The sequence below is a fragment of the Pseudomonas sp. RIT-PI-o genome (assembly GCF_001297215.1).
Lineage (GTDB): Bacteria > Pseudomonadota > Gammaproteobacteria > Pseudomonadales > Pseudomonadaceae > Aquipseudomonas > Aquipseudomonas moraviensis_A.
The window spans coordinates 17413-41311 of sequence record NZ_LHPA01000017.1 but is presented as its reverse complement, the minus strand read 5'-3'; the positions used below and the strand labels follow the sequence as shown (position 1 = coordinate 41311).

At 60.3% G+C, this 23899-nt stretch carries 18 protein-coding genes; 11 read left to right on the top strand and 7 right to left on the bottom strand.

Annotated elements, in window-relative coordinates; translation table 11 throughout:
* Positions 1 to 237: 237 nt before the first annotated feature.
* Positions 238 to 1101, top strand: a complete 864-nt coding sequence (locus tag AEQ63_RS07360) for a DMT family transporter (protein ID WP_064362516.1) — start codon at positions 238 to 240, stop codon at positions 1099 to 1101.
* Positions 1102 to 1220: 119 nt separating this feature from the next.
* On the opposite strand, the gene AEQ63_RS07355 is transcribed toward AEQ63_RS07360, so the two are convergent.
* Positions 1221 to 2129, bottom strand: coding sequence for a DMT family transporter (locus tag AEQ63_RS07355; protein WP_042607446.1), 909 nt, complete (start codon positions 2127 to 2129; stop codon positions 1221 to 1223).
* Positions 2130 to 2343: 214 nt separating this feature from the next.
* Between AEQ63_RS07355 and aceK the strand changes: the two genes are divergently transcribed.
* The 5 genes from aceK to AEQ63_RS07330 all read left to right on the top strand — a co-directional run bounded on the left by aceK (position 2344) and on the right by AEQ63_RS07330 (position 10681).
* A complete protein-coding gene (aceK, locus tag AEQ63_RS07350) occupies positions 2344 to 4065 on the top strand; it encodes a bifunctional isocitrate dehydrogenase kinase/phosphatase (RefSeq protein ID WP_064362514.1) in 1722 nt (573 codons plus the stop codon).
* 274 nt (positions 4066 to 4339) lie between these two features.
* Positions 4340 to 8251 (top strand): ATP-dependent RNA helicase HrpA, encoded by a 3912-nt coding sequence (hrpA, locus tag AEQ63_RS07345; protein WP_064362511.1) that lies wholly within the window; start codon positions 4340 to 4342, stop codon positions 8249 to 8251.
* Between the two features lie 328 nt (positions 8252 to 8579).
* Complete coding sequence (locus tag AEQ63_RS07340; RefSeq protein ID WP_042607449.1) at positions 8580 to 9701, top strand: beta-ketoacyl-ACP synthase III; 1122 nt, start codon at positions 8580 to 8582, stop codon at positions 9699 to 9701.
* Positions 9702 to 9836: 135 nt separating this feature from the next.
* Positions 9837 to 10448 (top strand): RNA polymerase sigma factor, encoded by a 612-nt coding sequence (locus tag AEQ63_RS07335; protein ID WP_064362510.1) that lies wholly within the window; start codon positions 9837 to 9839, stop codon positions 10446 to 10448.
* A complete protein-coding gene (locus AEQ63_RS07330; protein ID WP_042607451.1) occupies positions 10442 to 10681 on the top strand; it encodes an anti-sigma factor family protein in 240 nt (79 codons plus the stop codon). Before AEQ63_RS07335 ends, AEQ63_RS07330 begins: the two co-directional genes overlap by 7 nt.
* Positions 10682 to 10857: 176 nt before the next feature.
* Here the strand turns inward: AEQ63_RS07330 and AEQ63_RS07325 are convergent, their stop codons facing one another.
* Positions 10858 to 12180, bottom strand: a complete 1323-nt coding sequence (locus tag AEQ63_RS07325; protein WP_039760990.1) for a putative porin — start codon at positions 12178 to 12180, stop codon at positions 10858 to 10860.
* Positions 12181 to 12461: 281 nt separating this feature from the next.
* Here AEQ63_RS07325 and AEQ63_RS07320 point away from each other — a divergent pair, with 281 nt between their 5' ends.
* Positions 12462 to 13586 carry a GNAT family N-acetyltransferase gene (locus tag AEQ63_RS07320; protein ID WP_064362507.1) on the top strand — a complete coding sequence of 375 codons (1125 nt, stop codon included), beginning with the start codon at positions 12462 to 12464 and terminating at the stop codon, positions 13584 to 13586.
* A 108-nt stretch (positions 13587 to 13694) separates the two neighbouring features.
* Here AEQ63_RS07320 and AEQ63_RS07315 read toward each other — a convergent pair whose 3' ends face one another.
* The 4 genes from AEQ63_RS07315 to AEQ63_RS07300 all read right to left on the bottom strand — a co-directional run bounded on the left by AEQ63_RS07315 (position 13695) and on the right by AEQ63_RS07300 (position 17924).
* Entirely contained in the window at positions 13695 to 15527 is a 1833-nt protein-coding gene (locus tag AEQ63_RS07315; RefSeq protein ID WP_042607453.1) for an ABC transporter ATP-binding protein, read from the bottom strand.
* Positions 15528 to 15615: 88 nt separating this feature from the next.
* A complete protein-coding gene (locus tag AEQ63_RS07310) occupies positions 15616 to 16179 on the bottom strand; it encodes a peptidylprolyl isomerase (RefSeq protein WP_042607454.1) in 564 nt (187 codons plus the stop codon).
* Between the two features lie 3 nt (positions 16180 to 16182).
* Positions 16183 to 16986 carry an alpha/beta fold hydrolase gene (locus AEQ63_RS07305; protein WP_064362505.1) on the bottom strand — a complete coding sequence of 268 codons (804 nt, stop codon included), beginning with the start codon at positions 16984 to 16986 and terminating at the stop codon, positions 16183 to 16185.
* A 14-nt stretch (positions 16987 to 17000) separates the two neighbouring features.
* A complete protein-coding gene (locus tag AEQ63_RS07300) occupies positions 17001 to 17924 on the bottom strand; it encodes a LysR family transcriptional regulator (RefSeq protein ID WP_016771199.1) in 924 nt (307 codons plus the stop codon).
* 49 nt (positions 17925 to 17973) lie between these two features.
* On the opposite strand from AEQ63_RS07300, the gene AEQ63_RS07295 reads away from it, so the two are divergent.
* The 3 genes from AEQ63_RS07295 to AEQ63_RS07285 all read left to right on the top strand — a co-directional run bounded on the left by AEQ63_RS07295 (position 17974) and on the right by AEQ63_RS07285 (position 20923).
* Positions 17974 to 18288, top strand: coding sequence for a hypothetical protein (locus tag AEQ63_RS07295; RefSeq protein WP_042607456.1), 315 nt, complete (start codon positions 17974 to 17976; stop codon positions 18286 to 18288).
* A gap of 233 nt (positions 18289 to 18521) precedes the next feature.
* Entirely contained in the window at positions 18522 to 19121 is a 600-nt protein-coding gene (locus tag AEQ63_RS07290; protein ID WP_042607457.1) for an FMN-dependent NADH-azoreductase, read from the top strand.
* 935 nt (positions 19122 to 20056) lie between these two features.
* Positions 20057 to 20923: a carboxylate/amino acid/amine transporter gene (locus tag AEQ63_RS07285; protein ID WP_064362504.1), complete on the top strand. Its 867-nt coding sequence runs from the start codon at positions 20057 to 20059 to the stop codon at positions 20921 to 20923.
* 107 nt (positions 20924 to 21030) lie between these two features.
* Here AEQ63_RS07285 and AEQ63_RS07280 read toward each other — a convergent pair whose 3' ends face one another.
* The gene (locus AEQ63_RS07280) at positions 21031 to 22329 is read right to left on the bottom strand and encodes a mechanosensitive ion channel family protein (protein WP_042607459.1); all 1299 of its coding nucleotides are present in this window, start codon (positions 22327 to 22329) and stop codon (positions 21031 to 21033) included.
* Between the two features lie 191 nt (positions 22330 to 22520).
* On the opposite strand from AEQ63_RS07280, the gene AEQ63_RS07275 reads away from it, so the two are divergent.
* Positions 22521 to 23861: a DEAD/DEAH box helicase gene (locus AEQ63_RS07275; protein ID WP_039761006.1), complete on the top strand. Its 1341-nt coding sequence runs from the start codon at positions 22521 to 22523 to the stop codon at positions 23859 to 23861.
* Positions 23862 to 23899 lie beyond the last annotated feature (38 nt).

Genomic DNA, 23899 nt, shown 5'->3' with positions numbered 1-23899 from the left:
GGTAGTCGATTCAGCGGTCAACGCTGGCGTCGTGCCGTGCGGGAATCAGCAGCCTGTGCAGATCAGTCATTACCCTCCACCTGTCAGTAGCACGCCGGTGTGCGCAGTTGTATCGCCGCCGGGCGTTGGTGTTCGGGGCTGATCGGCAGTTTCTGCTGAACCCTGCGCCCGCCAGAAAAAACTACTGGATTTCAGCTTCGGCTGAGTTGGCTTCTTGCCTGACTACAGGTGGTATTCATGTTTGTCCTTTCGAAACAATCCGTGCTCGCGGCGGCGTCCACGAGCCTGTTCGTTCTGCTGTGGAGCAGCGGGGCGATTTTCTCCAAATGGGGCCTGGCCCACGCTTCACCCTTTGCCTTTCTGTTGATTCGCTTCGCCATCGCCCTGTGCGGGTTGCTGCTGCTGGCGCCGCTGCTCAAGTTGAAGTTGCCCAAGGGCGGCAAACCGATGCTGTTTGCGATCACCACGGGGTTGGTGTTGCTCGGGGCGTATCAGATTTTTTATCTGTTGGCGCTGGACTGCAAAGTCACGCCGGGGGTAATGGCGACTCTGATGGGGGTACAGCCGATCCTCACGGTGGTGCTCATGGAGCGTCAGCGGTCGGCGAGCCGTCTGTTCGGCCTGGCGCTGGGGCTGGCCGGGTTGATCATGGTGGTTTATCAGGGCATCGGTCTGGCCGGAATGTCCTGGGCTGGCATGTTGTTCGGCTTGCTCGCGCTGGCGAGCATGACGCTGGGCTCGATCATGCAAAAACGCATCACCGACAATCCTCTCGGCACGCTGCCAGTGCAGTATCTGGCGGGGCTGTTGCTGTGTGCGATCTTCGTGCCGTTCCAGCCGTTCCACTTCGAGCACAGCACAGGTTTCATCGTGCCGGTGTTGTGGATGGGCCTGGTGGTCTCGGTGCTGGCGACGTTGTTGCTGTATCGGCTGATCGCGCGGGGCAATCTGGTGAACGTCACCAGCCTGTTCTATCTGGTGCCGGCGGTGACAGCGGTGATGGATTATCTGATTTTCGGTAATCGGTTGGCCGCGTTGAGTGTGCTGGGGATGCTGCTGATCATTATTGGATTGGCTTTTGTGTTCCGTAAAACCGGATAAAAGAAAGATAAGCGGTGGCTGTTCGGGCGCCATCGCGAGCAGGCTCACTCCTACAGGGGAACGTATTCCAACTGTAGGAGTGAGCCTGCTCGCGATAGCGATTTTGCCAACAAAGCGGATTACCGATTGATCATCTCACCAGGCTTCACCACCGCCGGCTTCAACACCAGCCACAACGCCGCTGCAATCAGCAACCCGCCATAAATGTGCGCCATCGACAACGGCTCATCCAGCAACAACGCCCCCCACAACACGCCGAACGGCGGGATCATGAAGGTGACGGTCATCGATTTCACCGGGCCGATCGAGCTGAGCAGGCGGAAATAGATGATGTAGGCAAACGCCGTGCAACCCAGACCCAAGCCAAGTAGCGACAGCCAGACGTGCCAACCGCCCCAACTGACCGGCGGCGCAGTGATCACGCTGTAGGCGAACAGCGGCAGCAAGAACAACGTCGCCCCGAGCATGCTGCCCAGTGCCGACAAACGGCTGTCCAGCCCACCGGCCTGATCCAGCCAGCGCCGCGCGAGAAATCCGGCAAAGCCATAACAAGTGGTTGCCAGCAGGCAAGCAACCGCGCCCATCAGCAGTTGCAGGTCGAAGGCCACGGGACCCGCCCGCGTCAGCACGCCGACGCCGAACAGGCCGAGGAATACGCCGCCCAGCTTCGCAATCGTGAGTTTTTCGCTGAAGAACAGGCCGCCAATCAACACGCCCATCAGTGGCGTGGTGGCATTGAAAATCGCCGAATAGCCGGCCGGTAGCACTTGCGCCGCCACCGAATACAGCGTCGCCGGGATCCCCGAGTTGATCACCCCCAGCAGCATCACGGTTTTCAGCTTGCCCTTGAAATCCCAGCTGATGCGCATCAGCCCAAGGATCACCAGCAACCCGGCGGCCGCAATCGACACGCGAAAGAACCCGGTCGGGATCGTGCCGATCACCGGCGCAATGATGCGCATGAACAGAAAGCTCGCGCCCCAGATAGCGGCCAGCGACAACATACGGAAAATATCGACAGGGCTCACGGCGGGCTCCTTCCTTGATCGGGACGAGAGTGTTGCCGAGCGTCCGGATCATGGCAACCGCTATTCGGGCTTTTAATTTTGCCTGCCGATGCATCGGCCCGAGAAAGCGCGTCAACGGTCAGCCCTGTATCGGTTTTGGCAGAAATTGCGCTTTTCCTGCGAGCCGTTCCGTGACTAAGCTCAGACGAATCGAATTCCCGCCGAGGTTCCCTCTATGTCGCAGCAATGGCCAGCCACCGAGATCGCCCGGATGATCCTCGCCGGCTTCGACGATTACCGCGAGCATTTCCGTCGCATCACCGATGGCGCGCGGGAGCGCTTCGAGCAGGCGCGCTGGCAGGAGGCGCAGGCCGCGTCGGCGGCGCGGATCAGTCTGTATGAGGAAAAGGTCGGCGAAACCGTTGCTCGCCTGCGCGAGTATTTCGACGAAGAAGTGCTGATGAACGTCAGCTGCTGGCCGCTGGTGAAAAGCGCCTATATCAGTGTTATCGATCTGCGCTTCGACGATGAGCTTTCCGAGACCTGGTACAACTCGATTTTCTGCGGGTTGTTCAGCCACGACCTGATCAGCGACGGCTGCATGTTCATCCATACCACGCGCCCGAGCCTGCGCCGAGCCCGCGCTGCGCAAACCCGCACGTACAAGCCGCAGGGCCAGTTGTCCGCCATGCTCGCGAGCATTTTTGCCGATTACCGCTTCAGCGAGGATTACGCCGATCTGCCCGGCGACTTGCTGCGGCTCGAAGCGCAGTTGCGCGAAAACCTGCCGGACTGGGTGTGCAAGGACCCGGAGCTGAGCGTCGAGCTGTTTTCCTCGGTGCTTTACCGCAACAAGGGCGCCTATCTGGTCGGGCGCATCTACACCCGCGATGAGCAATGGCCGCTGGTGATTCCGCTGCTGCACCGCGAGGGTCGCGGCATTCAGATCGACGCGTTGATTACCGACGAAGCCGATGTGTCGATCATCTTCTCTTTCACCCGCTCCTATTTCATGGTCGATGTGCCGGTGCCTGCGGAGTTCATCGGTTTTCTGCGGCGCATCCTGCCGGGCAAGCACATCGCCGAGTTGTACACCTCGATCGGCTTCTACAAGCACGGCAAATCCGAGTTCTACCGCGCGCTGATCAATCACCTGGCCAACACTGACGACCAGTTCATCATGGCCCCGGGCGTGCGCGGCATGGTCATGAGCGTGTTCACCCTGCCGGGTTTCAACACCGTGTTCAAAATCATCAAGGACCGTTTCTCACCGTCGAAAAACGTCGACCGCGCCACGGTGATCGAAAAGTATCGGCTGGTGAAAAGCGTCGATCGGGTCGGGCGCATGGCCGATACCCAGGAGTTTGCCGACTTCCGTTTTCCTCTGAGCAAGTTCGATCCGGCGTGTCTGGAGGAATTGCTAGAAGTCGCGCCGTCCACGGTGTCGGTCGACGGCGAAACCGTGCTGATCCGCCACTGCTGGACCGAACGCCGGATGACCCCGCTCAATCTCTATCTGGAAAATGCCAACGACGCCCAGGTACGTGAAGCGCTGGAGGATTACGGCCTGGCGATCAAGCAATTGGCCGCGGCGAATATTTTCCCCGGCGACATGCTGCTGAAAAACTTCGGCGTCACCCGCCACGGGCGAGTGGTGTTTTACGACTACGACGAAATCTGCTTTCTGACTGAAGCCAATTTCCGCCACATCCCGGCACCGCGCACGCCGGAGGACGAAATGGCCTCCGAACCGTGGTACTCGATCGGCCCGCTGGACGTGTTTCCCGAGGAATTTCCGCCGTTTCTGTTCGCCGATGCCGGGCAACGCAAATTGTTCGATCAGTTGCACGGCGAGTTGTATGACGCCGATTACTGGAAGAGCCTGCAGGAGGCGATTCGGGCGGGGAAGGTGATTGACGTCTTCCCATATCGGCGCAAAGGCCTCGACAACGAGTAGCTCTTTTAAAAGCCCCTCACCCCAGCCCTCTCCCAGAGGGAGAGGGAGCTGACCGAGGTGTCTTGGGTCAAACGCCGACCTGAAAGAGCTCGGCGATTATGGATTCGGCAAAGCTCTTTCAGGTCGATGTACCTTTGAAGCATCCCCCAATCGGTCCCCTCTCCCTTTGGGAGAGGGCTAGGGTGAGGGTCGCAATCCCCCTGACACGCCACAACCCCCCCAAATCTGCGACAATCCGCCCCCTGCATAAATAGACGACCGAATTGCCTACCCGATGACCGACGAATCGCCCTCCATCGACAAACTGCTGAAAAACCTCGATCACGCCATGCTCGCCGACCGTCACCGGCTGCGGCGGCAGTTGCTTGAGCTGCGCAAGAAGCCCGACGAAGCCAAACTGGCCCAATGGGTGGTGCGGATGCAGGCATCCTGTGATCAGGTGCTGGCGCGCCGTGCCAGCCTGCCGGTGATTCGCTACGACGACAGTTTGCCGATCGCGGCCAAACGCGACGAGATCAAAAAGGCCCTGGAGCAGCATCAGGTGCTGATCATCGCTGGCGAAACCGGCTCGGGCAAAACCACTCAGTTGCCGAAAATCTGTCTGGAAATCGGTCGCGGCCAGCACGGTCTGATCGGCCATACCCAGCCGCGTCGGATCGCCGCGCGCAGCGTCGCCAGCCGCGTCGCCGAAGAACTCGGCACGCCCCTCGGTGCACTGGTCGGCTATCAGGTGCGCTTCGAAGATCAGAGCGATGCCAACACCCTGATCAAGCTGATGACCGACGGCATTCTGCTGGCGGAAACCCAGAACGATCGTTATCTCGAACGCTACGACACGATCATCGTCGACGAAGCGCACGAACGCAGCCTCAACATCGACTTCCTCCTCGGTTACCTGAAAACCCTGCTGCCGCGTCGCCCGGATCTGAAAGTCATCATCACCTCGGCGACCATCGATCTGGAGCGTTTCTCCAAGCATTTCGATGATGCGCCGATTGTTGAAGTGTCCGGTCGCACGTTCCCGGTGGACACCTGGTATCGCCCGCTGACGCTGGAGCAGGACGAGGAGGGCAACCGGGTCGAGGACGACCTTACCGTCGATCAGGCGATCCTCGCCACCCTCGACGAAATCGCCGCCTACGAGCGCAGCGAACGCCGCAGTCCGGGTGATGTGCTGGTGTTCCTGCCCGGTGAGCGCGAGATTCGTGATGCCGCGGACATGCTGCGCAAGGCCCAGCTCAAGCACACCGAAATCCTGCCGCTGTACGCGCGTCTGTCGCCGGCCGAACAGCAGCGGATTTTCCAGTCGCACCCAGGCCGCCGTGTGGTGCTGGCGACCAACGTTGCCGAGACTTCGCTGACCGTTCCGGGTATTCGCTATGTGATCGACAGCGGCACCGCGCGCATCAGTCGCTACAGCTATCGGGCCAAAGTCCAGCGCTTGCCGATCGAAGCGATTTCCCAGGCCAGCGCCAATCAACGCAAAGGTCGTTGCGGGCGGGTCGAGCCGGGCATCTGCGTGCGGTTGTACAGCGAAGAGGATTTCCTCGGTCGTCCGGAATTTACCGACCCGGAAATTCTGCGCACCAACCTCGCCGCCGTTATTTTGCAGATGCTCCATCTGCGTCTCGGCGAAATCACCGCGTTCCCGTTCATCGAACCGCCGGACGGCAAGGCCATCAGCGACGGTTTCAACCTGCTGCAGGAGCTTTCGGCGGTGGATCGCAACAGCCAGCTGACGCCGCTCGGTCGACAGTTGGCGCGCTTGCCGGTCGACCCGCGCATGGGCCGCATGCTGCTCGAAGCGGCCAAACTCGGCAGCCTGCAGGAAGTGCTGATTGTCGCCAGTGCGATGTCGATTCAGGACCCGCGCGAGCGTCCGCCGGAGCGTCAGCAAGCGGCGGATCAGGCCCACGCACAATGGAAGGATCCGGATTCGGACTTCGCCGGGCTGGTCAATCTGTGGCGAGGTTTTGAAGAGCAGCGCCAAGCGCTGACCGCCAACCCGCTGCGTAACTGGTGCCGGAAGAATTTCCTCAATTACCTGCGCTTGCGCGAGTGGCGAGATTCCCATCGTCAGTTGAGCCTGATCTGCCGCGACATGCAGCTGAGCCTGAACAAAGAGCCGGCGGATTATCCGAAACTGCACAAGGCGGTGCTGGTCGGCTTGCTCAGCCAGATCGGCCAGAAAACCGAAGACGGCGATTACCTCGGCGCGCGGCAGCGGCGCTTCTGGATTCATCCGTCGTCGGGCATCGGCAAGAAGCGCCCGCAGTGGCTGATGACCGCCGAACTGGTGGAAACCACCAAGCTTTACGCGCGCATGGTCGCCAAGATCGATGCCGACTGGATCGAACCGCTGGCCGGGCACCTGATCAAGAAGAATCACTTCGAACCGCATTGGGAAAAGAAGCGCGGCCAGGTCGTGGCCTACGAGCAGATCACCCTGTTCGGCCTGATCGTCGTCGGTCGCCGCCCGGTGCATTACGGCCCGGTCGATCCGGTGGTCTCCCGTGAGCTGTTTATCCGCGAAGGGTTGGTGCGCGGCGAGATTCAGTCGCGGGCCAAATGCCTGAGCGCCAATCAGAAACTGCTCGAGCAGCTCGACGAACTCGAGGCCAAGGCGCGCCGTCGCGATATTCTCGCCGACGAGGAAACCCTCTACGCCTTCTACGATGCGCGTCTGCCGGCGGAAATCCACCAGACCGCGACGTTCGACAGTTGGTACAAGGTCAACAGCCAGAAAGACCCGCAACTTTTGATCATGCGCGAAGAAGACGTGCTGGCCCGCGAGGCCAGTGAAGTCACCGCCCGTGATTACCCGGACACGCTGCACATCGGCGATCTCGAGCTGGCGCTCACTTACCATTTCGAACCGAATCACCCGCGCGATGGCGTGACCTTGCGCGTGCCGGCGCCGCTGCTGCCGATGCTGCCACCGGAGCGTCTGGAATGGCTGGTGCCGGGCCTGATCGAGGCCAAGTGCATTGCCTTGGTGCGGAACCTGCCGAAAGCCCTGCGCAAGAATTTCGTGCCGGTGCCGGACTTCATCAAAGCCGCGCTGCAGCGCATGACGTTCGCCGAAGGTTCGCTGCCGCAAGCGCTCGGTCGCGAACTGCTGCGCATGACTGGCGCACGGGTCAGTGATGAGGCGTGGGCGGAAGCCGCGCAACAGGTCGAAAGCCATTTGCGCATGAACCTGGAGATCGTCGACGGCGAGGGCAAGTTCCTTGGCGAAGGCCGCGATCTGGCTGAGCTGACCGCACGCTTCGCTGAAGCCAGCCAGGCCGCGCTGGCGGTGCCGCAGAGTGCGAAAACCCAGCAACCGGTCGAGGCGAAGGTTTTCGCGCCGGTGGCGGAAAAGACCCAGCAGAAGATCGCCGGGCTGTCGATGACGGTTTACCCAGCGTTGGTGGAAGAGGGCGGCACGGTCAAGGAAGGGCGGTTCTCGACCCCGGCCGAAGCCGAGTTCCAGCATCGTCGCGCCTTGCAGCGCTTGTTGATGCAGCAACTGGCCGAGCCGGCCAAGTTCCTGCGCGGCAAGTTGCCGGGGCAGACTGAACTGGGCTTGCTTTATCGTGAGCTGGGCCGCGTCGATGCGCTGGTGGAAGACATTCTGCTGGCCAGCCTCGACAGTTGCATTCTCGAAGGCGAAGACCCGCTGCCCCGGGATGGTGCCGGGTTGGCGGCATTGGCCGAGCGCAAACGCGGCAACTGGACCGAGCACGCCGAGCGCGTGGCGCGGCTGACCCTGGAAATCCTGAAGATCTGGCACGGTCTGCAAAAACGCTTCAAGGGCAAGATCGATCTGGCCCAGGCCGTAGCGTTGAATGACATCAAGCAGCAGATCGGCAATCTGATCTATCCGGGCTTCGTCCGTGAAACGCCGATGCAATGGCTCAAGGAGTTGCCGCGTTACCTGAAAGCGGTCGAGCAACGTTTCGAGAAACTCGGCGCGCAGGTGCAGAAGGATCGGGTCTGGAGTGGCGAACTCGCGGGCCTGTGGGCGCAATACCAGAGCCGCGCGGCCAAGCATGCGCAGGAAGGCAAGCGCGACCCGCAACTGGAGTTGTACCGCTGGTGGCTGGAGGAGTACCGCGTCTCGCTGTTTGCCCAGCAGTTGGGCACGAAAGTGCCGATCTCCGACAAACGCCTGAGCAAACAGTGGAGTCAGGTCGAACCCTGACCTTCAGAGTTTGTGTAATCCCCTGTGGGAGCGAGCCTGCTCGCGAAAGCGTCATGTCTGACACCCTTTGTGTGACTGACACACCGTCTTCGCGAGCAGGCTCGCTCCCACATCGGGAATGGCGGAATGTCGGGAATGGCGCCAAAAGCCAAGGTTTATGGCAAACTTCGCCCCCATAACCCGCCGTTTCGCGACCCAGAGCCTTCGGCCGTGTCGCGCTGCGGAATAAAACGATGCCAGGTTTGCGTCCCCCGGATGGGAATAGACCCTTTGCGTGTTGGTACGACGGTTCCAGCACTTTCTGCCTGAACAGATTAGAGAAACGACCATGCATAACGTCGTCATCAGCGGCACCGGCCTGTACACACCGGCCAACAGCATCTCCAACGAAGAGCTGGTGCAGTCTTTCAATACCTACGTCGCCCAGTTCAACGCCGATCACGCCGAGGCCATTGCCAGCGGTGAAGTCCAGGCCCTGACCGAATCCAGCGCCGCATTCATCGAAAAAGCCTCGGGCATCAAGAGCCGCTTTGTCATGGACAAGGACGGCATCCTCGATCCGCAACGCATGGCCCCGCGCCTGCCGGAACGTTCCAACGACGAATGGTCGGTGCTCTGCCAAATGGCCGTCGGCGCGGCTGAACAAGCCCTGCAACGAGCCGGCAAAACCGCAGCCGACATCGACGGCGTGATCGTTGCCTGCTCGAACCTGCAACGCGCTTATCCGGCCATCGCCATCGAAGTCCAGGAAGCACTGGGCATCGAAGGTTTCGGTTTCGACATGAACGTCGCTTGTTCTTCGGCCACCTTCGGCATCCAGGCCGCCGCCAACAGCGTGCAACTGGGCCAGGCGCGGGCGATCCTGATGGTCAACCCGGAAGTCTGCACCGGGCACCTGAACTTCCGTGACCGCGACAGCCATTTCATTTTCGGCGATGCCGCGACTGCGGTGATCATCGAACGCGCGGATCTGGCGACCTCGCCGTACCAGTTCGACGTGGTCAGCACCAAATTACTGACCAAGTTCTCCAACAACATCCGCAACAACTTCGGCTTCCTCAATCGCGCTGCCGAGGAGGGTGTGGGCGCCCGCGACAAGCTGTTCGTGCAGGAAGGCCGCAAGGTGTTCAAGGATGTCTGCCCGATGGTTGCCGAGCTGATCGGCGAGCACCTGGAAGAGAACCAGCTCAACGTCGGCGACGTGAAACGCTTCTGGCTGCACCAGGCCAACCTGAGCATGAACCACCTGATCGTGCGCAAGCTGCTCGGCCGCGAAGCCAGCGAAGAAGAAGCGCCGGTGATTCTCGACAGCTATGCCAACACCAGCTCGGCCGGTTCGGTCATTGCCTTCCACAAATACCAGGATGACCTGGCCTCGGGTTCGCTGGCGGTGTTGAGCTCGTTCGGTGCCGGTTACTCGATTGGTAGTGTGTTGCTGCGCAAACGCTGAAACAGGTTAATTTCCCCTTAATCGCGTCGATCTTTCCTACATTCGAAGCGAGTGAAACGCTGTAATTTTTCGGACGTCGCGGCAGGTGAATACCTGCCGCGTTCATTTTCGAAGTCCGGACAAGGGGATTGATGGATGGCGGCTGATGACACCCAACTGCTCGCGCGCTTGCTGGCGGGGGAGCAAAAGGCTTTCAAGGAACTGGTTACTACCTATCAGAGCGCCATGCGAGCGGTGGCTTACGCGATTGTCGGCCAGCGTCATGTCGAGGAAGTCGTGCAGGATGCGTGGCTGTCGGTGGTGCGCCATCTGAGCAGCTTCGAGGGCCGTTCCAGTCTGAAGACCTGGTTGCTGACCATCACCGCCAACTCGGCCAAAAGTCGCTACAAGCTCAATCGCCGGGAAGTCCTGCTCGATGACCTGCCATCGCCGCACGGCACTATCGGCGACGATCGGTTTTCATCAAGCGACGGTCACTGGCTGGTGGCGCCGTTCGCCTGGCATCAGGACACCCCCGAAGCGCTGCTCACCGAAAACGAACTGCGCGAATGCCTCGAACATACGTTGCTGAGTCTTTCCGAGTTGCAGCGCAGTGTCCTGCTGTTGCGCGAACGCCAGGGCCTGGAGCTGGAAGAGATCTGTAATCTTCTGGAGATCTCGCTCTCCAATGTCCGCGTGCTGCTGCACCGGGCACGCTTGAAGGTTTTTGCGACCGTGGAACATTTTGAGGAGACGGGAGAATGTTGACCTGCAAGGAGCAAGTAGCACGATCCAGCGATTATCTCGACGGCCAACTGAGCTTTCGCGAGACGCTGATGGTGCGTCATCACCTGTTGTTCTGCCCCAACTGCCGGCGTTTCCTGCGGCAGATGCGCTTGATGCAGGCGACGCTGAAGGCGTTGCCGGAACAACCGGACGAGCATGTCGATGCGTTGGCCGAACGCCTCGCCGATCAACGACGAAAAGATAACCCCCTGTAGGAGCTGTCGAGTGAAACGAGGCTGCGATCTTTTGATCTTGTTTTCAAGATCAAGATCAAAAGATCGCAGCCTTCGGCAGCTCCTACAGGGGGTTTTGCATCCTGCAGAAATAACCCGGTGCGGATGAAACGAACGGATGATGGGGATCGTCCCGCCCGCACCGGGCTATCACTTTTTTAGAACTTCGCTTCAGCATCCAGCTGCAGGGTGTTGGCATCTGCATCGCGCTGGCCGCGGCTGGCGAAGTCGGCCTTGGTCAGGAAGTACGTGGCGCCGACGGCGAAGTTCTTGTCGATGTCGTAACCGACCTTGAACTTGTGCCCGCGGGAACCGGTGGTGCCGTTGGCAAAGTCGGAGTCGGTGAAGGCGCCGACCACGGCGTTGCGCTGCACGTCACGGTAGTTGTAGTCGAGGTTGAAGCCGAAGACTTTCGACTTGGCGCCGAGCAACCATGCGGTGTCCTGATCGGTCACGGCATCGTTGTTCTTCACGTACTGGCCGTAGAAAGACAACGGCATTGGCAGGCCGCCGATATCGATCTGGCTGAACCCTTCATACAGACGGAATTCGTTGTTCGCCGAGTTGCCGTTGACTGCCAGCGCGCACGGCGTCGAGGTGCCGGTGCAGCGGCTGTCTTCGTCGTTCTGGTAGGCGTAGACGCTACCGCCCAAAGTCATCTTCAGGTTATCGGTGATGTTGAAGCGGCTGCCCAACTGGCCAGCGGTCAGGCGCAGATCGTGACGGAATTGCACGCCGTCGCCGTCAACGTTGTCCTTGAGGTTGTAGTTACCCAGGCTGCCGAACAGTTCGGCGCTGCCGCCCAGTGGGTACTTGTAGGTAACGGCCAGACCTTCCGGGTTGATGTCGCTGTCCCAGATCACGTCGCCCATGCTCACCCACGGTTGCAGCATCTTGCCGCCGATCACGTGCAGGTTCTTGATCTGATCGGGGTGGTAGTCGATGTAGCCGAGGTCGAGCCAGATCTGCTTCTTGTCGAAGTAGTTGTCCTGGTCCTGGTTGGTCGAACGGGCGTCGTCGCCGCCGCCGGTGGCGATACGGATGCCGGTGTCGACCTGCGGGTTGATCTCGGTGTAGGCGCCCAGACGGGCACGGATGCGTTGACGATCCTTGTCGCGGCCGCCATTGTTCGGCTCGCCGTCGATCTTGATGGTTTCCTGACGGATACGTACGTCGCCCTTGAATTGGGTTTTGGCCGCCCAGGCCAGTTTCTGGTCGAACAGGCTCTGTTCGTTGGTCTTCTTCGCGACCGCTGCCACTTGTTCGTTGGTTTCCTGCTGCGCCTGTTGGGCGATTTGCTGAGCCTTCTGATCCTTGGCCAGTTCTGTTTGCAGCTCGATGTACTGCGCCTGGGAAATCGACCCGTTGGCCTTGAGCATGTCGAGCAGTTTGGCGTCGACTGCAGCACTGGCCGGAACGCTCATGGCCAGCAACAAGCCGCCGCACAGGGCCGCTGCAGTTTTCGTGGAAGCAAGACGCATAGCAATCTCCGAAGATGAAGGGGATGGCTGAACCATCCTGGGCACAACCGACCCGAAGGCCGGAAAACTGTGTCCGGGTTAGAACCCGGCGCTCTAAAAACAGGCGCCAGTATCGCGATGGTTTATGACAGAGCGGTGGCACAGTGATGGCAGGTTGATGACGATGCATATCCGGCGTGAACTATCGAGTTAGAGCGCTGTCGGCCGATTGAGCGTGTGCAACCGGGTCGCGATCAGCGATACTCGCCGGGCTTTGTCGCCAAGCTGTGGAGTGCCAGTGAATGCCGTTGCAACGCCTGCAAGACCTGTCAGAAATCGCCCCGGCCACTTGGGATGCGCTGGTCCCGGACAACCAGCCTTTTCTGCGCCACGCCTTCCTCAGTGCGCTGGAAGACAGCGGCAGTGTCGGCCCGCATACCGGCTGGCAGCCCGAGCATTTGCTGCACCTCGAAGAGGGTCGCCTGATCGCCGCGCTGCCCAGTTACCGCAAGTGGCATTCCTACGGCGAGTACGTGTTCGATCACGGCTGGGCCGACGCCTGTGCGCGTGCCGGCATCGATTACTACCCCAAGCTTTTAACGGCTGTGCCATTCAGTCCGGTGAGCGGCCCGCGCCTGCTGGCGGCCAGTGTCGAAGACGGTTTTGAATTGCTCAAGAGCCTGCCCGGCTATCTGGAGATCGAAGGGCTTTCCAGCGCGCACATCAATTTCACCGACCCGTTCACTGACGCGGCGATGGCCGAGCAACCGGGCTGGCTGCAACGCATTGGCTGTCAGTATCACTGGCAGAATCGCGGTTACCGCGACTTTCAGGATTTCCTCGACGCCCTCAGCTCACGCAAGCGCAAGCAGATGCGCAAGGAACGCGAGCAGGTGGCGGGGCATGGCTTTGACTTCGAGTGGCTGCAAGGGCGGGAACTGGACGAGGCGCAGTGGGATTTTGTCTACGCCTGCTATGCCAACACCTACGCGGTGCGGCGTCAGGCGCCGTATCTGACCCGCGAGTTTTTCAGCCTGCTGGCCGAGCGCATGCCCGAGGCGATTCGCGTGGTCTTGGCCAAACAGGGATCACGGCCGGTAGCAACGGCCTTCAGTCTCGTCGGTGGCGACAGTTTCTACGGGCGTTACTGGGGGTGCCTGGCCGAGTTCGATCGGCTGCATTTCGAGACGTGTTTTTATCAGGGCATGGATTACGCGATTGCCCATGGCATCCAGCGCTTCGATGCCGGGGCGCAGGGCGAGCACAAGTTGATTCGCGGCTTCGAACCCGTGATCACCCACTCCTGGCACTACCTGCGCCATCCGGGGCTGAAAGCGGCGGTGGAGGATTTCCTCCAGCAAGAGCGCGCCGGCGTTCTGGCCTATGCCGAAGAGGCGAGAACGGCGTTGCCCTATCGCCAGACCTGACCTCTGTGGGAGCGAGCCTGCTCGCGATGGCGGAGTGTCAGCATTGATAACATTGACTGACACACCGCTATCGCGAGCAGGCTCACTCCTACAGGGGAATGTGGTGCATCAGTCGATGCCGACAAAGCCTCCGGTCTGGTGCGCCCACAACCGCGCATACAAACCGCGATGCGCAAGCAGTTCGGCGTGGGTGCCGCTCTCGGCGATCTTGCCGTTCTCCAGCACCACCAGGCGATCCATTCGCGCAATGGTCGAGAGACGATGCGCAATAGCGATCACGGTTTTGCCCTGCATCAAGGTCTCGAGGCTTTCCTGAATCGCCGCTTCCACCTCAGAGTCCAGCGCCGAGGTGGCTTCGTCCATGATCAGGATCGGCGCGTCCTTGAGCAGCACCCTTGCAATCGCGATGCGCTGGCGCTGACCGCCGGACAGTTTCACCCCGCGCTCACCGACGTGCGCATCGAAACCGGTGCGGCCTTCCGCATCGGACAGCAGCGGGATGAACTCATCGGCGCGGGCCTTGTGCACCGCCTCCCACAGTTCGGCGTCGGTGGCGTCGGGTTTGCCGTAAAGCAGATTGTCACGGATCGATCGGTGCAGCAGCGAGGTGTCCTGAGTGATCATGCCGATCCGCGCACGCAGGCTTTCCTGGCCGACTTCGGCGATGTTCTGGCCGTCGATCAGGATCCGCCCACCCTCTACGTCGTACAGGCGCAGCAACAGGTTGACCAGGGTCGATTTGCCGGCGCCGGACGGGCCGATCAAGCCGATTTTCTCGCCCGGCTTGATCGTCAGGTTGAGGTCGCCGATGATGCCTTTCTTCTTGCCGTAGTGAAAATCCACGTGCTCGAAACGCACTTCGCCCGAGGCCACGGCCAGCGGTTTGGCCTGCTCGCGGTCGGTGACGCCGACCGGTTGCGAGATGGTGCGCAGACCGTCCTGAACCATGCCGATGTTTTCGAAAATGCCGGTGACCACCCACATGATCCAGCCGGACATGTTGACGATGCGGATCACCAGACCGGTGGCCAGGGCAATCGCGCCGACGGTAATCAGCGACTGCGTCCACAGCCACAACGCCAGCGCCGTGGTGCCGACGATCAGCAGGCCGTTCATGGTGGTAATCGCCACGTCCATGCTGGTGACCACGCGACCGGCCATCTGCGCTTTGACGGTCTGTTCTTCGATGGCTTCCTTGGCATAGTGCTGTTCGAAGTTGGTGTGAGCGAACAGCTTCAGCGTGGCGATGTTGGTGTAGCCGTCGACGATGCGCCCCATCAGTTTCGAGCGCGCATCCGAGGCTTCCACCGAACGCTCTTTCACCCGCGGCACGAAGTAGTACAGCGCGCCGATGTAGGCGACGATCCAGGTCAGCAGCGGGATCATCAGGCGCCAGTCAGCTTCGGCGAACAGCACCAGCGAACTGATCGCGTAGATCACCACGTGCCACAGCGCGTCCACCGCTTGCACGGCAGAATCTCGCAGTGAATTGCCGGTCTGCATGATGCGTTGGGCGATGCGCCCGGCGAAATCGTTCTGGAAGAAATTCAGGCTCTGCTTGAGCACGTAGCTGTGGTTCTGCCAGCGGATCATGCTGGTCATGCCGGGGCTCAGGGTCTGGTGCACCAGCAAGTCGTGCAGACCGAAGAAAATCGGTCGCAGCACCAGGGCGACCACCAGCATCCAGGTCAATTCGAGGGCATGGTCGCTGAAGAAATTCGGGTTGGGCGTGCCTTGTGCAAGGTCGATGATGCGGCTCAGGTAACTGAACAGCGCTACTTCGATCAACGCGGCGAACAGGCCAACCACGAGCAGGGCGGCGAAACTCGGCCAGACCTGCTTCAGGTAATAGGTATAGAAGGGCCAGACGCGGTCCGGCGGGGACGCCGTCGGGGCGTCGCGGAAGATATCGATCAGTTGTTCGAAACGGCGATAGAGCATCAGATAACCGCCCGGGATACGGGCTCTCCTTTTATCAGTGCGAGCGACGCAGGCTCAGCCCGGCGCCGCTCGGTATGCCCGGCGAAACTCAGTCGATGCGCTTGGCCGACTTGATGATCACAGGGTCGGAAGGCACGTTTTGCATGCCTTGTTTGGTGATGGTCGGCGAGTTGACGATGATGTCGACGACATCCATGCCCTTGACCACTTTGGCGAACACCGCGTAACCGGCGTCACGGCCCGGATCGAGGAAAGCGTTGTCGGCAACGTTGATGAAGAACTGACTGGTCGCCGAATCAGGGTTGGAAGTGCGCGCCATCGACAGGGTGCCGCGAACGTTGTGCAGGCCATTGCTGGCTTCGTTCTTGATCGGCGCCTTGGTTTCTTTCTGTTGCATCTGCTGGGTGAAACCGCCGCCCTGAGCCATGAAGCCCGGGATCACGCGGTGGAAAATGGTGTTGTTGTAGAAGCCGCTGTCTACGTATTCAAGGAAGTTCTTGGTGCTGATCGGCGCTTTGACCGGGTCCAGTTCGATTTCGATCTGGCCGTTGGTGGTGTCCAGCAGCACGTGGGGCGCCTTGGCCGGGGTGGCAGCCATCAGGTTGGCGGCAAACAGTACGGAGCCGGCGGCGAGGGCGAGTTTTTTCAGCATGGGTCAGTGATCCTGAGAGTGAAGGTCGGCTGTGGCGAGAAAATCCAGCAGCGTTTGATTGAAGCGTTCGGGTTGATCAAGCGGGGTGGCATGGCGCGAGTCGGCGATGACCACCAGCCGCGCATCCGGCAGCAGTCTTACATAGGTTTCCTTTAACGCCACCGGTGTGTAATCACGGTCGGCGCTGATGACGAGCGTTGGACAGGACACCCGGGAAAGTCGTTCCTGAACGCCCCAGCCGACAATCGCATCGAAGCTGGCGAGATAAGCACGTTTGTCGTTTTTTGCCCAGCGTTCGGCCATTTTCCGCCGCAGATCGGCCTGTTCCGGCTTGGGAAAAAGTTTGCTGCCCAAAGCTTTGCCGATGGTTTCCAGGCTGAGCAGGCGCATCAGGCTCCAGCGCTTGAACCACTGCCAATAATCATCGCGCGTGCGCAATTTGACCTGTGGCGCGCTGTTGACGATGGTCAGGCTCTTGAGCGCTTGCGGCTGATCGACGGCCAGCTGAAAACCGATCATCCCGCCCATCGATAGCCCGACGTAGTGCACCGGGCCGAGGCGCAGGTGTTCGATCAAGGCCAGCAGGTCGGCGCTGAATGCGGCGATGCTGTAGCGCTCGCGGGGTTTGTCCGAGCGCCCGTGGCCGCGAATGTCCGGGACGATCACCCGGTACCGCGCGGCCAGCGCCGGGATCTGCATTTCCCAATCCAGCGTGCTCGAGCCGAGCCCGTGAACCAGCAGCAACGCCGTACCGTGGCCATATTCCTCGTAATGCAGGTTGCAACCTTCGTGCTCGAAATACGCCATCGGTGAACTCCGTGTCAGGCTTGCTCGGGGGCGGCGAACGGGGCATCCAGCGGCAAGGTGTCGAAGGTGCGCAACAACTCGATGAGGATTTGCGTGGCCGGGCCCAGAGGTTTGTCCTTGTTCGAATACAGATAGAAACTGGAGTTGCGGCTGCCGCCCCGATCCAACGGTAGCAGCTTGAGCGAGCCATCCTTCAATTCCCGGTCAATCATGTGTCGCGGTAGCCAGGCAAAACCCAGGCCGCTGCTGACGAAGGTCGCGGCGGTGGCGAGGCTGCCGACGGTCCAGCGCTGTTCGGCGCCGAGCCAGCCGACATCGCGCGGCTGCTGGCGGCCGGAGTCGCGGATCACCACTTGCATCTGGGTTTCCAGATCCTGAAAGCTCAGCTCGCGATTGAGCCGATGCAGCGGGTGATCAGGATGGGCGACGGCGACGAATTCGACATCGCTCAGCTCAGCGCCGAGGTAACCCGGAATGCTCAGGCCGGTGATGGCCAGATCCGCGACGCCTTCGAGCAGCACTTCCTCAACGCCCGACAATACTTCCTCGCGCAGACGCACGCGGCAGCCGCGACTCTGCGGCATGAACGCGGTCAGCGCGCGGACGATCCGCGCACTCGGGTAGGCGGCATCGACCACCAGCCGCACTTCGGCTTCCCAGCCTTGCTCCATGTGATGGGCCAGATCTTCCAGCTGGCTGGCCTGTTTCACCAGTTGCCGCGAACGGCGCAGCAACACACCGCCGGCCTCGGTGAGCACGGCTTTACGGCCGTCGATGCGCAGCAACGGCACGCCGAGCTGATCCTGCATGCGGGCGACGGTGTAGCTCACCGATGACTGCGAACGGTGCAGGGCCTCGGCGGCCTGGGCGAATCCGCCGTGGTCGACCACGGCCTGCAACGTTCGCCATTGATCAAGGGTCACGCGGGGCGCTTTCATCAATAGCTCCTCTTGTCCTAAGCTGGCCGTCCCTCATGGAGACTGCCGAATGAAAAAATTCTGTTGTGTGGTGCTGGCGCTGCTGCCGTTGACCGCGTTTGCCTATCCGATCGATGTGCAGAAGGATCTCAACGGCATGAAGATCGACTACGAGACCTTCGACACCGATAACGACATCGGCTCGATCCGGGTGGCCAACTACGGTGATGTCGACGCGACCTGCCGGGCCGTGTTCAGCAACGGCCCGGAAGCACCACGCACGCGCAGCATCGATGTGCCGGCCGGCACGCACAAAAACGCCACGGCCAAGTTCACCCGCGAGATCATCAAGCTGCGCATCAAACTGACCTGCACTCCGAAATAACGGTTTCCACTTGTAGGAGTGAGCCTGCTCGCGATAGCGCTGTGTCAGTCGACATGGGTGTATCTGATACACCGCTATCGCGAGCAGGCTCGCTCCCACAGGGGTATGTGGGTTTAGCTTATAAACGAATTTATCGATGGGTTACAGCGGATATTTGCGCTTTTTCATCGATTCGACTCTGTTTAACCTTCACTCCATCGACTTACAACATTCTCGGATGGAGACTACACACCATGTCCCGCGTTCTGATCATCGAAAGCAGTGCCCGCCAGCAAGACTCGGTTTCCCGTCAACTGACCCAGACCTTCATCGCTCAGTGGAAAGCCGCGCACCCTGCCGATCAGATCACCGTGCGTGACCTCGCCGTGAACCCGGTGCCGCATCTGGACGCCAACTTGCTGGGTGGCTGGATGAAACCCGCCGAACAGCGCAACGACAGCGAACAAGCGTCGCTGGATCGTTCCAACGAATTGACTGATGAGCTGCTCGCCGCCGACGTGCTGGTGATGGCTGCACCGATGTACAACTTTGCAATCCCGAGCACGCTCAAGGCCTGGCTTGACCATGTGCTGCGTGCCGGAGTGACCTTCAAGTACACCGAGACCGGTCCGCAAGGTTTGCTCAATGGCAAGCGTGCCTTTGTGTTGACCGCTCGCGGTGGTGTGTATGCCGGTGGTCCGGCGGATCATCAGGAACCGTATCTGCGTCAGGTGATGGGTTTCATCGGCATCAACGACGTGACCTTTATCCATGCCGAGGGCATGAACCTTGGCGGTGACTTCCAGGAGAAGGGGCTGAATCAGGCCAACGCCAAATTGTCTCAGGTCGCTTGATCGGTTAATCGCCAGATAATCGCTGGATGGTCTAGTGACCTGGCGCAACCCCTTCAAGGTTCCACGCGCATCGAACCTCCCTTTGCACTTTTGCTCCTGAGTGCTGTAGCCCGATTGAACGCTTTAGCGAGATCGGGCTTTTTTTTGTCTGGGTTTTCTTGGCGGCCTTTGGGCCGACCAGGTTCTTGGGGTTTTGGGGGTATATCCGTTTTTTGCGGTGCTGCGGCTGGCGGTTTCGCCCTTACGGCGAGGCACTTTTTCCAGACGCCGAAAAAGTACCCAAAAAGGCTTGCCCCAACGTTCGGCCCGCTCGCTTAGGCTCGGGGTTCCTTCGCTGCGGGATCGATCCGGGCGCAGCGGCTCCGGTTTGCTTCGCTGCACCTACACTCGCTGTGTTCGACTGCGTCGTACGGTCGCTGCGCTCCCACGCCCGGATCAATCCCTCCGCTCAGCCTGCCGACGGGGCGGGTGGATCAAGGTCAAGAGCGGTACTCGAGCTTGCGCTCATTGTGTGGAGTGGTGGAGGGCCGGTTTTTGGCTTTTTTGGATTCGATGCGGTATTTCATGTCGGCGTAGCTAGACCAGACTCCTCGGTCAGTCCCCTCTCCCTCTGGGAGAGGGCTAGGGTGAGGGGTTTTTGATCTTTGCAGGACCCGCATTCAGCTCGATATGCCACGTCGGCGTATTTCGACCAAACCCCTCGGTCAGTCCCCTCTCCCTCCGGGAGAGGGTTAGGGTGAGCGGCTTTTGATCTTTGCAGGACCCGCATTCGGCTCGATATGCCACGTCGGCGTTTCTCGACCAAACCCCTCGGTCAGTCCCCTCTCCCTCCGGGAGAGGGTTAGGGTGAGGGGCTTTTGATTCCGGCGCCGATTACTGTTGGAGCCCATCCGAAAAACCGCTATCGTCGCCGCCATTCGATTTTCGAGGCGAACATGGGCTATCTACTTTTTGTCACGCTGATCCAGGCGTTTTCCTTCAGTTTGATCGGCGAGTACCTGGCCGGGCATGTCGACAGTTACTTTGCGGTGCTGGTCCGTGTGGTATTGGCCGGGCTGGTGTTTATTCCGTTGACGCGCTGGCGTTCGGTGGAGCCGGCGTTCATGCGGGGCACGTTGCTGATCGGCGCGTTGCAGTTTGGCGTGACTTACGTCTGCCTGTACCTGAGTTTCCGTGTGCTGACGGTGCCGGAGGTGTTGCTGTTCACCATTCTCACGCCGCTGCATGTGACTCTGATCGAAGACGCGCTGAACCGTCGCTTCAACCCGTGGGCGCTGATTGCCGCGCTGGTGGCAGTCGGCGGTGCGGCGGTGATTCGTTTCGACAGCATCAGTCCGGACTTCTTCATGGGCTTCCTGCTGCTACAACTGGCCAACTTCACCTACGCCGCCGGGCAGGTCCTGTACAAGCATCTGGTGGCCAGGCACCCGAGTGATCTGCCGCATTACCGGCGCTTCGGTTATTTCTACCTCGGCGCATTGGCGGTGGTGCTGCCGGCGTTTCTGTTGTTCGGCAAATCGAACTTTCTCCCGGAAGCACCGCTGCAATGGGCGGTGTTGCTGTTTCTCGGGCTGGTGTCGACGGCGCTGGGCTTGTACTGGTGGAACAAGGGCGCGTGCATGGTCAACGGCGGGACGCTGGCGGTGATGAACAATCTGCATGTACCGGTAGGGTTGTTGTTGAATTTGCTGATCTGGAATCAGCATGAGGAACTGGGGAGATTGTTCCTCGGCGGCAGTGTGATTCTGATGGCGGTGTGGATTAGCCGGTTGGGTATTCGCAAATCCCAGGCCACCGCATAGCCCATGTAGGAGTGAGCCTGCTCGCGATAGCAATTGTTCAGTCGACATCGAGTTGTCTGGACTGGCGCTATCGCGAGCAGGCTCACTCCTACAGTTGGATTCGTGGGTTACATCAGGTGTTTTTCCGGCTCCGGAATATTCGCCGTGCCCAACACCGCCGGCAGCAACCCCGCGCGCAAATCCCCGCCACTTGGCTGTTGATACAGACTCAAGCCAAACTCCGGCAGCACCGCCAGCAGATAATCGAAAATATCCCCCTGAATCCGCTCGTAATCGGCCCACACCGTGGTGCGGGTGAAGCAGTAGATTTCCAGTGGAATGCCCTGGGCGGTGGTCTGCATCTGCCTGACCATGCAGGTCATGTTCGGCTGAATCTCCGGGTGACTCTTCAGATACGCCAAAGCGTAGGCGCGAAAGGTGCCGATATTGGTCATCCGGCGGCGGTTGGCCGACATTGCGGCGACATTGCCCTGCGCTTCGTTCCAGGCCTTGAGCTCGGCTTTCTTGCGGCCCATGTAGTCGGTCAGCAGGTGCACTTGCGAAAGCTTTTCTTCCTCGTCGTCGCGGATGAAGCGCACGCCGCTGGCGTCGATGAACAGGCTGCGCTTGATCCGCCTGCCGCCGGACTGCTGCATGCCGCGCCAGTTCTTGAACGACTCGGACATCAAGCGCCAGGTCGGGATCGAGACGATGGTTTTGTCGAAGTTCTGCACTTTGACCGTGTGCAACGTGATGTCGACCACGTCGCCATCGGCGCCGACTTGCGGCATCTCGATCCAGTCGCCGACCCGCAGCATGTCGTTGCTGGTCAGCTGCACACTCGCGACGAATGACAGCAGGGTGTCCTTGTAGACCAACAGGATCACCGCCGACATCGCACCCAGGCCCGAGAGCAGCAACAGCGGCGAACGGTCGATCAGGGTGGCGACGATGATGATAGCGCCGAACACGTACAAGACCATTTTCGCCAGCTGCACGTAGCCTTTGATCGAGCGCGTGCGCGCATGCTCGGTGCGCGCGTAGATGTCGAGCAAGGCATTGAGCAGGGCGCTGACCGAGAGCAGCAGGAAGAGGATGGTGAAGGCCAGCGCGACGTTGCCGAGAAAATTCATCGCGGTCTTGCTCAGTTCCGGCACCAGGTGCAGGCCGAACTGGATCACCAGCGACGGCGTCATTTGCGCCAGTCGTTGAAACACCTTGTTGTGGCGCAAGTCGTTGATCCAGTGCAGCGCCGGTTGGCGGCCGAGCATGCGGCTGGCGTGCAGGATCAGGTAACGCGCCACGCGTCCGAGTACCAGCGCGATGACCAGCAGCACCAGCAATGCCAGTCCCGATTGCAGCAGCGGGTGCTCTTCGAGTGTGCCCCAGAGGTCCTGGGCTTTGAGCCAGAGCTGTTTGATATCCATGAGCGAAACGTTTCTTCTGTAAGACGCGAGGGCCGATTAGAGCATTTAAGACGCTGTGTATTGCAGCGAGTGACAAATCGGGCAACAAAAAAACCACTGATTGTCGGCGTTTGCACAAAGAAACTCGGCCTGAGCGCTCGAAACCGGTAACCTATGCAGCTGTTTTTTTGCATATCTTCGAGGTAGCACCCGTGTTTTCCCAATTCGCCCTGCACGAACGCCTGCTCAAAGCCGTGGCCGAGCTGAAATTTGTCGAGCCAACGCCTGTGCAAGCCGCGGCCATTCCGCTGGCGCTCCAGGGGCGTGATCTGCGGGTGACGGCGCAAACCGGTAGCGGCAAAACCGCCGCTTTCGTTCTGCCAATCCTCAATCGCCTGATCGGCCCGGCGAAGATTCGCGTCAGCATCAAGACGCTGATCCTGCTGCCGACCCGTGAACTGGCCCAGCAGACTTTGAAGGAAGTTGAACGCTTCGCGCAGTTCACTTTCATCAAGTCCGGCCTGATCACTGGCGGTGAAGACTTCAAGGTACAGGCCGCAATGCTGCGCAAAGTGCCGGACATCCTCATCGGCACCCCGGGGCGGATGATCGAGCAGCTCAACGCCGGCAACCTCGACCTCAAAGAAGTCGAAGTGCTGGTGCTCGACGAAGCCGACCGCATGCTCGACATGGGTTTCGCCGAAGACGTGCAGCGTCTGGTCGATGAATGCCCGAACCGTCAGCAGACCATGCTGTTCTCCGCCACCACCGGCGGTTCCGGTCTGCGCGAAATGATCGCCAAGGTCCTGAACAACCCGGAGCACTTGCAGCTCAATGCGGTCAGTCAGCTGAACTCGACGACTCGTCAGCAAATCATCACCGCCGACCACAATCAGCACAAAGAGCAGATTGTGAACTGGTTGCTGGCCAACGAGACCTACCAGAAGGCCATCGTCTTCACCAACACCCGCGCCATGGCCGATCGCATCTACGGCCGCCTGGTGGCCCAGGAATACAAGGCGTTCGTGCTGCACGGCGAGAAAGACCAGAAGGACCGCAAACTGGCGATCGATCGTCTGAAGCAGGGCGGTGTGAAGATCCTCGTTGCCACTGACGTTGCGGCCCGTGGTCTGGACGTCGACGGTCTGGATCTGGTGATCAATTTCGACATGCCACGCAGCGGCGACGAGTACGTGCACCGCATCGGTCGTACCGGCCGTGCCGGCAACGATGGTCTGGCGATCTCGCTGATCTGCCACGGCGACTGGAACCTGATGTCGAGTATCGAGCGCTATCTCAAGCAGAGCTTCGAGCGCCGCACCATCAAGGAAGTCAAAGGCACCTACGGCGGCCCTAAAAAGGTCAAGGCCTCGGGCAAAGCCGTCGGCGTGAAGAAGAAAAAGACCGACGCCAAGGGCGACAAGAAAAAGACCGCCGCCAAGACGCCAACCAAGCGCAAGAGCGTCAACCGTCCAAAGCCGGATTCTCTGGTGAGCAGCGACGGCATGGCCCCGCTCAAGCGTCGCAAGCCAGCAGAACCTGCGGCTGAGTAAGCTTTAGAACGCGCATAAAAAAAACCGGACATTGTCCG

Excerpts from the sequence above, each read along its gene's own strand:
- AEQ63_RS07360 (WP_064362516.1), top strand. The coding sequence starts at position 238 with ATGTTTGTCCTTTCGAAACAATCCGTGCTCGCGGCGGCGTCCACGAGC.
- hrpA (WP_064362511.1), top strand. The coding sequence starts at position 4,340 with ATGACCGACGAATCGCCCTCCATCGACAAACTGCTGAAAAACCTCGAT.
- AEQ63_RS07335 (WP_064362510.1), top strand. The coding sequence starts at position 9,837 with ATGGCGGCTGATGACACCCAACTGCTCGCGCGCTTGCTGGCGGGGGAG.
- AEQ63_RS07285 (WP_064362504.1), top strand. The coding sequence starts at position 20,057 with ATGGGCTATCTACTTTTTGTCACGCTGATCCAGGCGTTTTCCTTCAGT.
- AEQ63_RS07315 (WP_042607453.1), bottom strand. The coding sequence starts at position 15,527 with ATGCTCTATCGCCGTTTCGAACAACTGATCGATATCTTCCGCGACGCC.
- AEQ63_RS07310 (WP_042607454.1), bottom strand. The coding sequence starts at position 16,179 with ATGCTGAAAAAACTCGCCCTCGCCGCCGGCTCCGTACTGTTTGCCGCC.
- AEQ63_RS07320 (WP_064362507.1), top strand. The coding sequence starts at position 12,462 with ATGCCGTTGCAACGCCTGCAAGACCTGTCAGAAATCGCCCCGGCCACT.
- aceK (WP_064362514.1), top strand. The coding sequence starts at position 2,344 with ATGTCGCAGCAATGGCCAGCCACCGAGATCGCCCGGATGATCCTCGCC.
- AEQ63_RS07300 (WP_016771199.1), bottom strand. The coding sequence starts at position 17,924 with ATGAAAGCGCCCCGCGTGACCCTTGATCAATGGCGAACGTTGCAGGCC.
- AEQ63_RS07330 (WP_042607451.1), top strand. The coding sequence starts at position 10,442 with ATGTTGACCTGCAAGGAGCAAGTAGCACGATCCAGCGATTATCTCGAC.
- AEQ63_RS07290 (WP_042607457.1), top strand. The coding sequence starts at position 18,522 with ATGTCCCGCGTTCTGATCATCGAAAGCAGTGCCCGCCAGCAAGACTCG.
- AEQ63_RS07340 (WP_042607449.1), top strand. The coding sequence starts at position 8,580 with ATGCATAACGTCGTCATCAGCGGCACCGGCCTGTACACACCGGCCAAC.
- AEQ63_RS07295 (WP_042607456.1), top strand. The coding sequence starts at position 17,974 with ATGAAAAAATTCTGTTGTGTGGTGCTGGCGCTGCTGCCGTTGACCGCG.
- AEQ63_RS07305 (WP_064362505.1), bottom strand. The coding sequence starts at position 16,986 with ATGGCGTATTTCGAGCACGAAGGTTGCAACCTGCATTACGAGGAATAT.
- AEQ63_RS07280 (WP_042607459.1), bottom strand. The coding sequence starts at position 22,329 with ATGGATATCAAACAGCTCTGGCTCAAAGCCCAGGACCTCTGGGGCACA.
- AEQ63_RS07325 (WP_039760990.1), bottom strand. The coding sequence starts at position 12,180 with ATGCGTCTTGCTTCCACGAAAACTGCAGCGGCCCTGTGCGGCGGCTTG.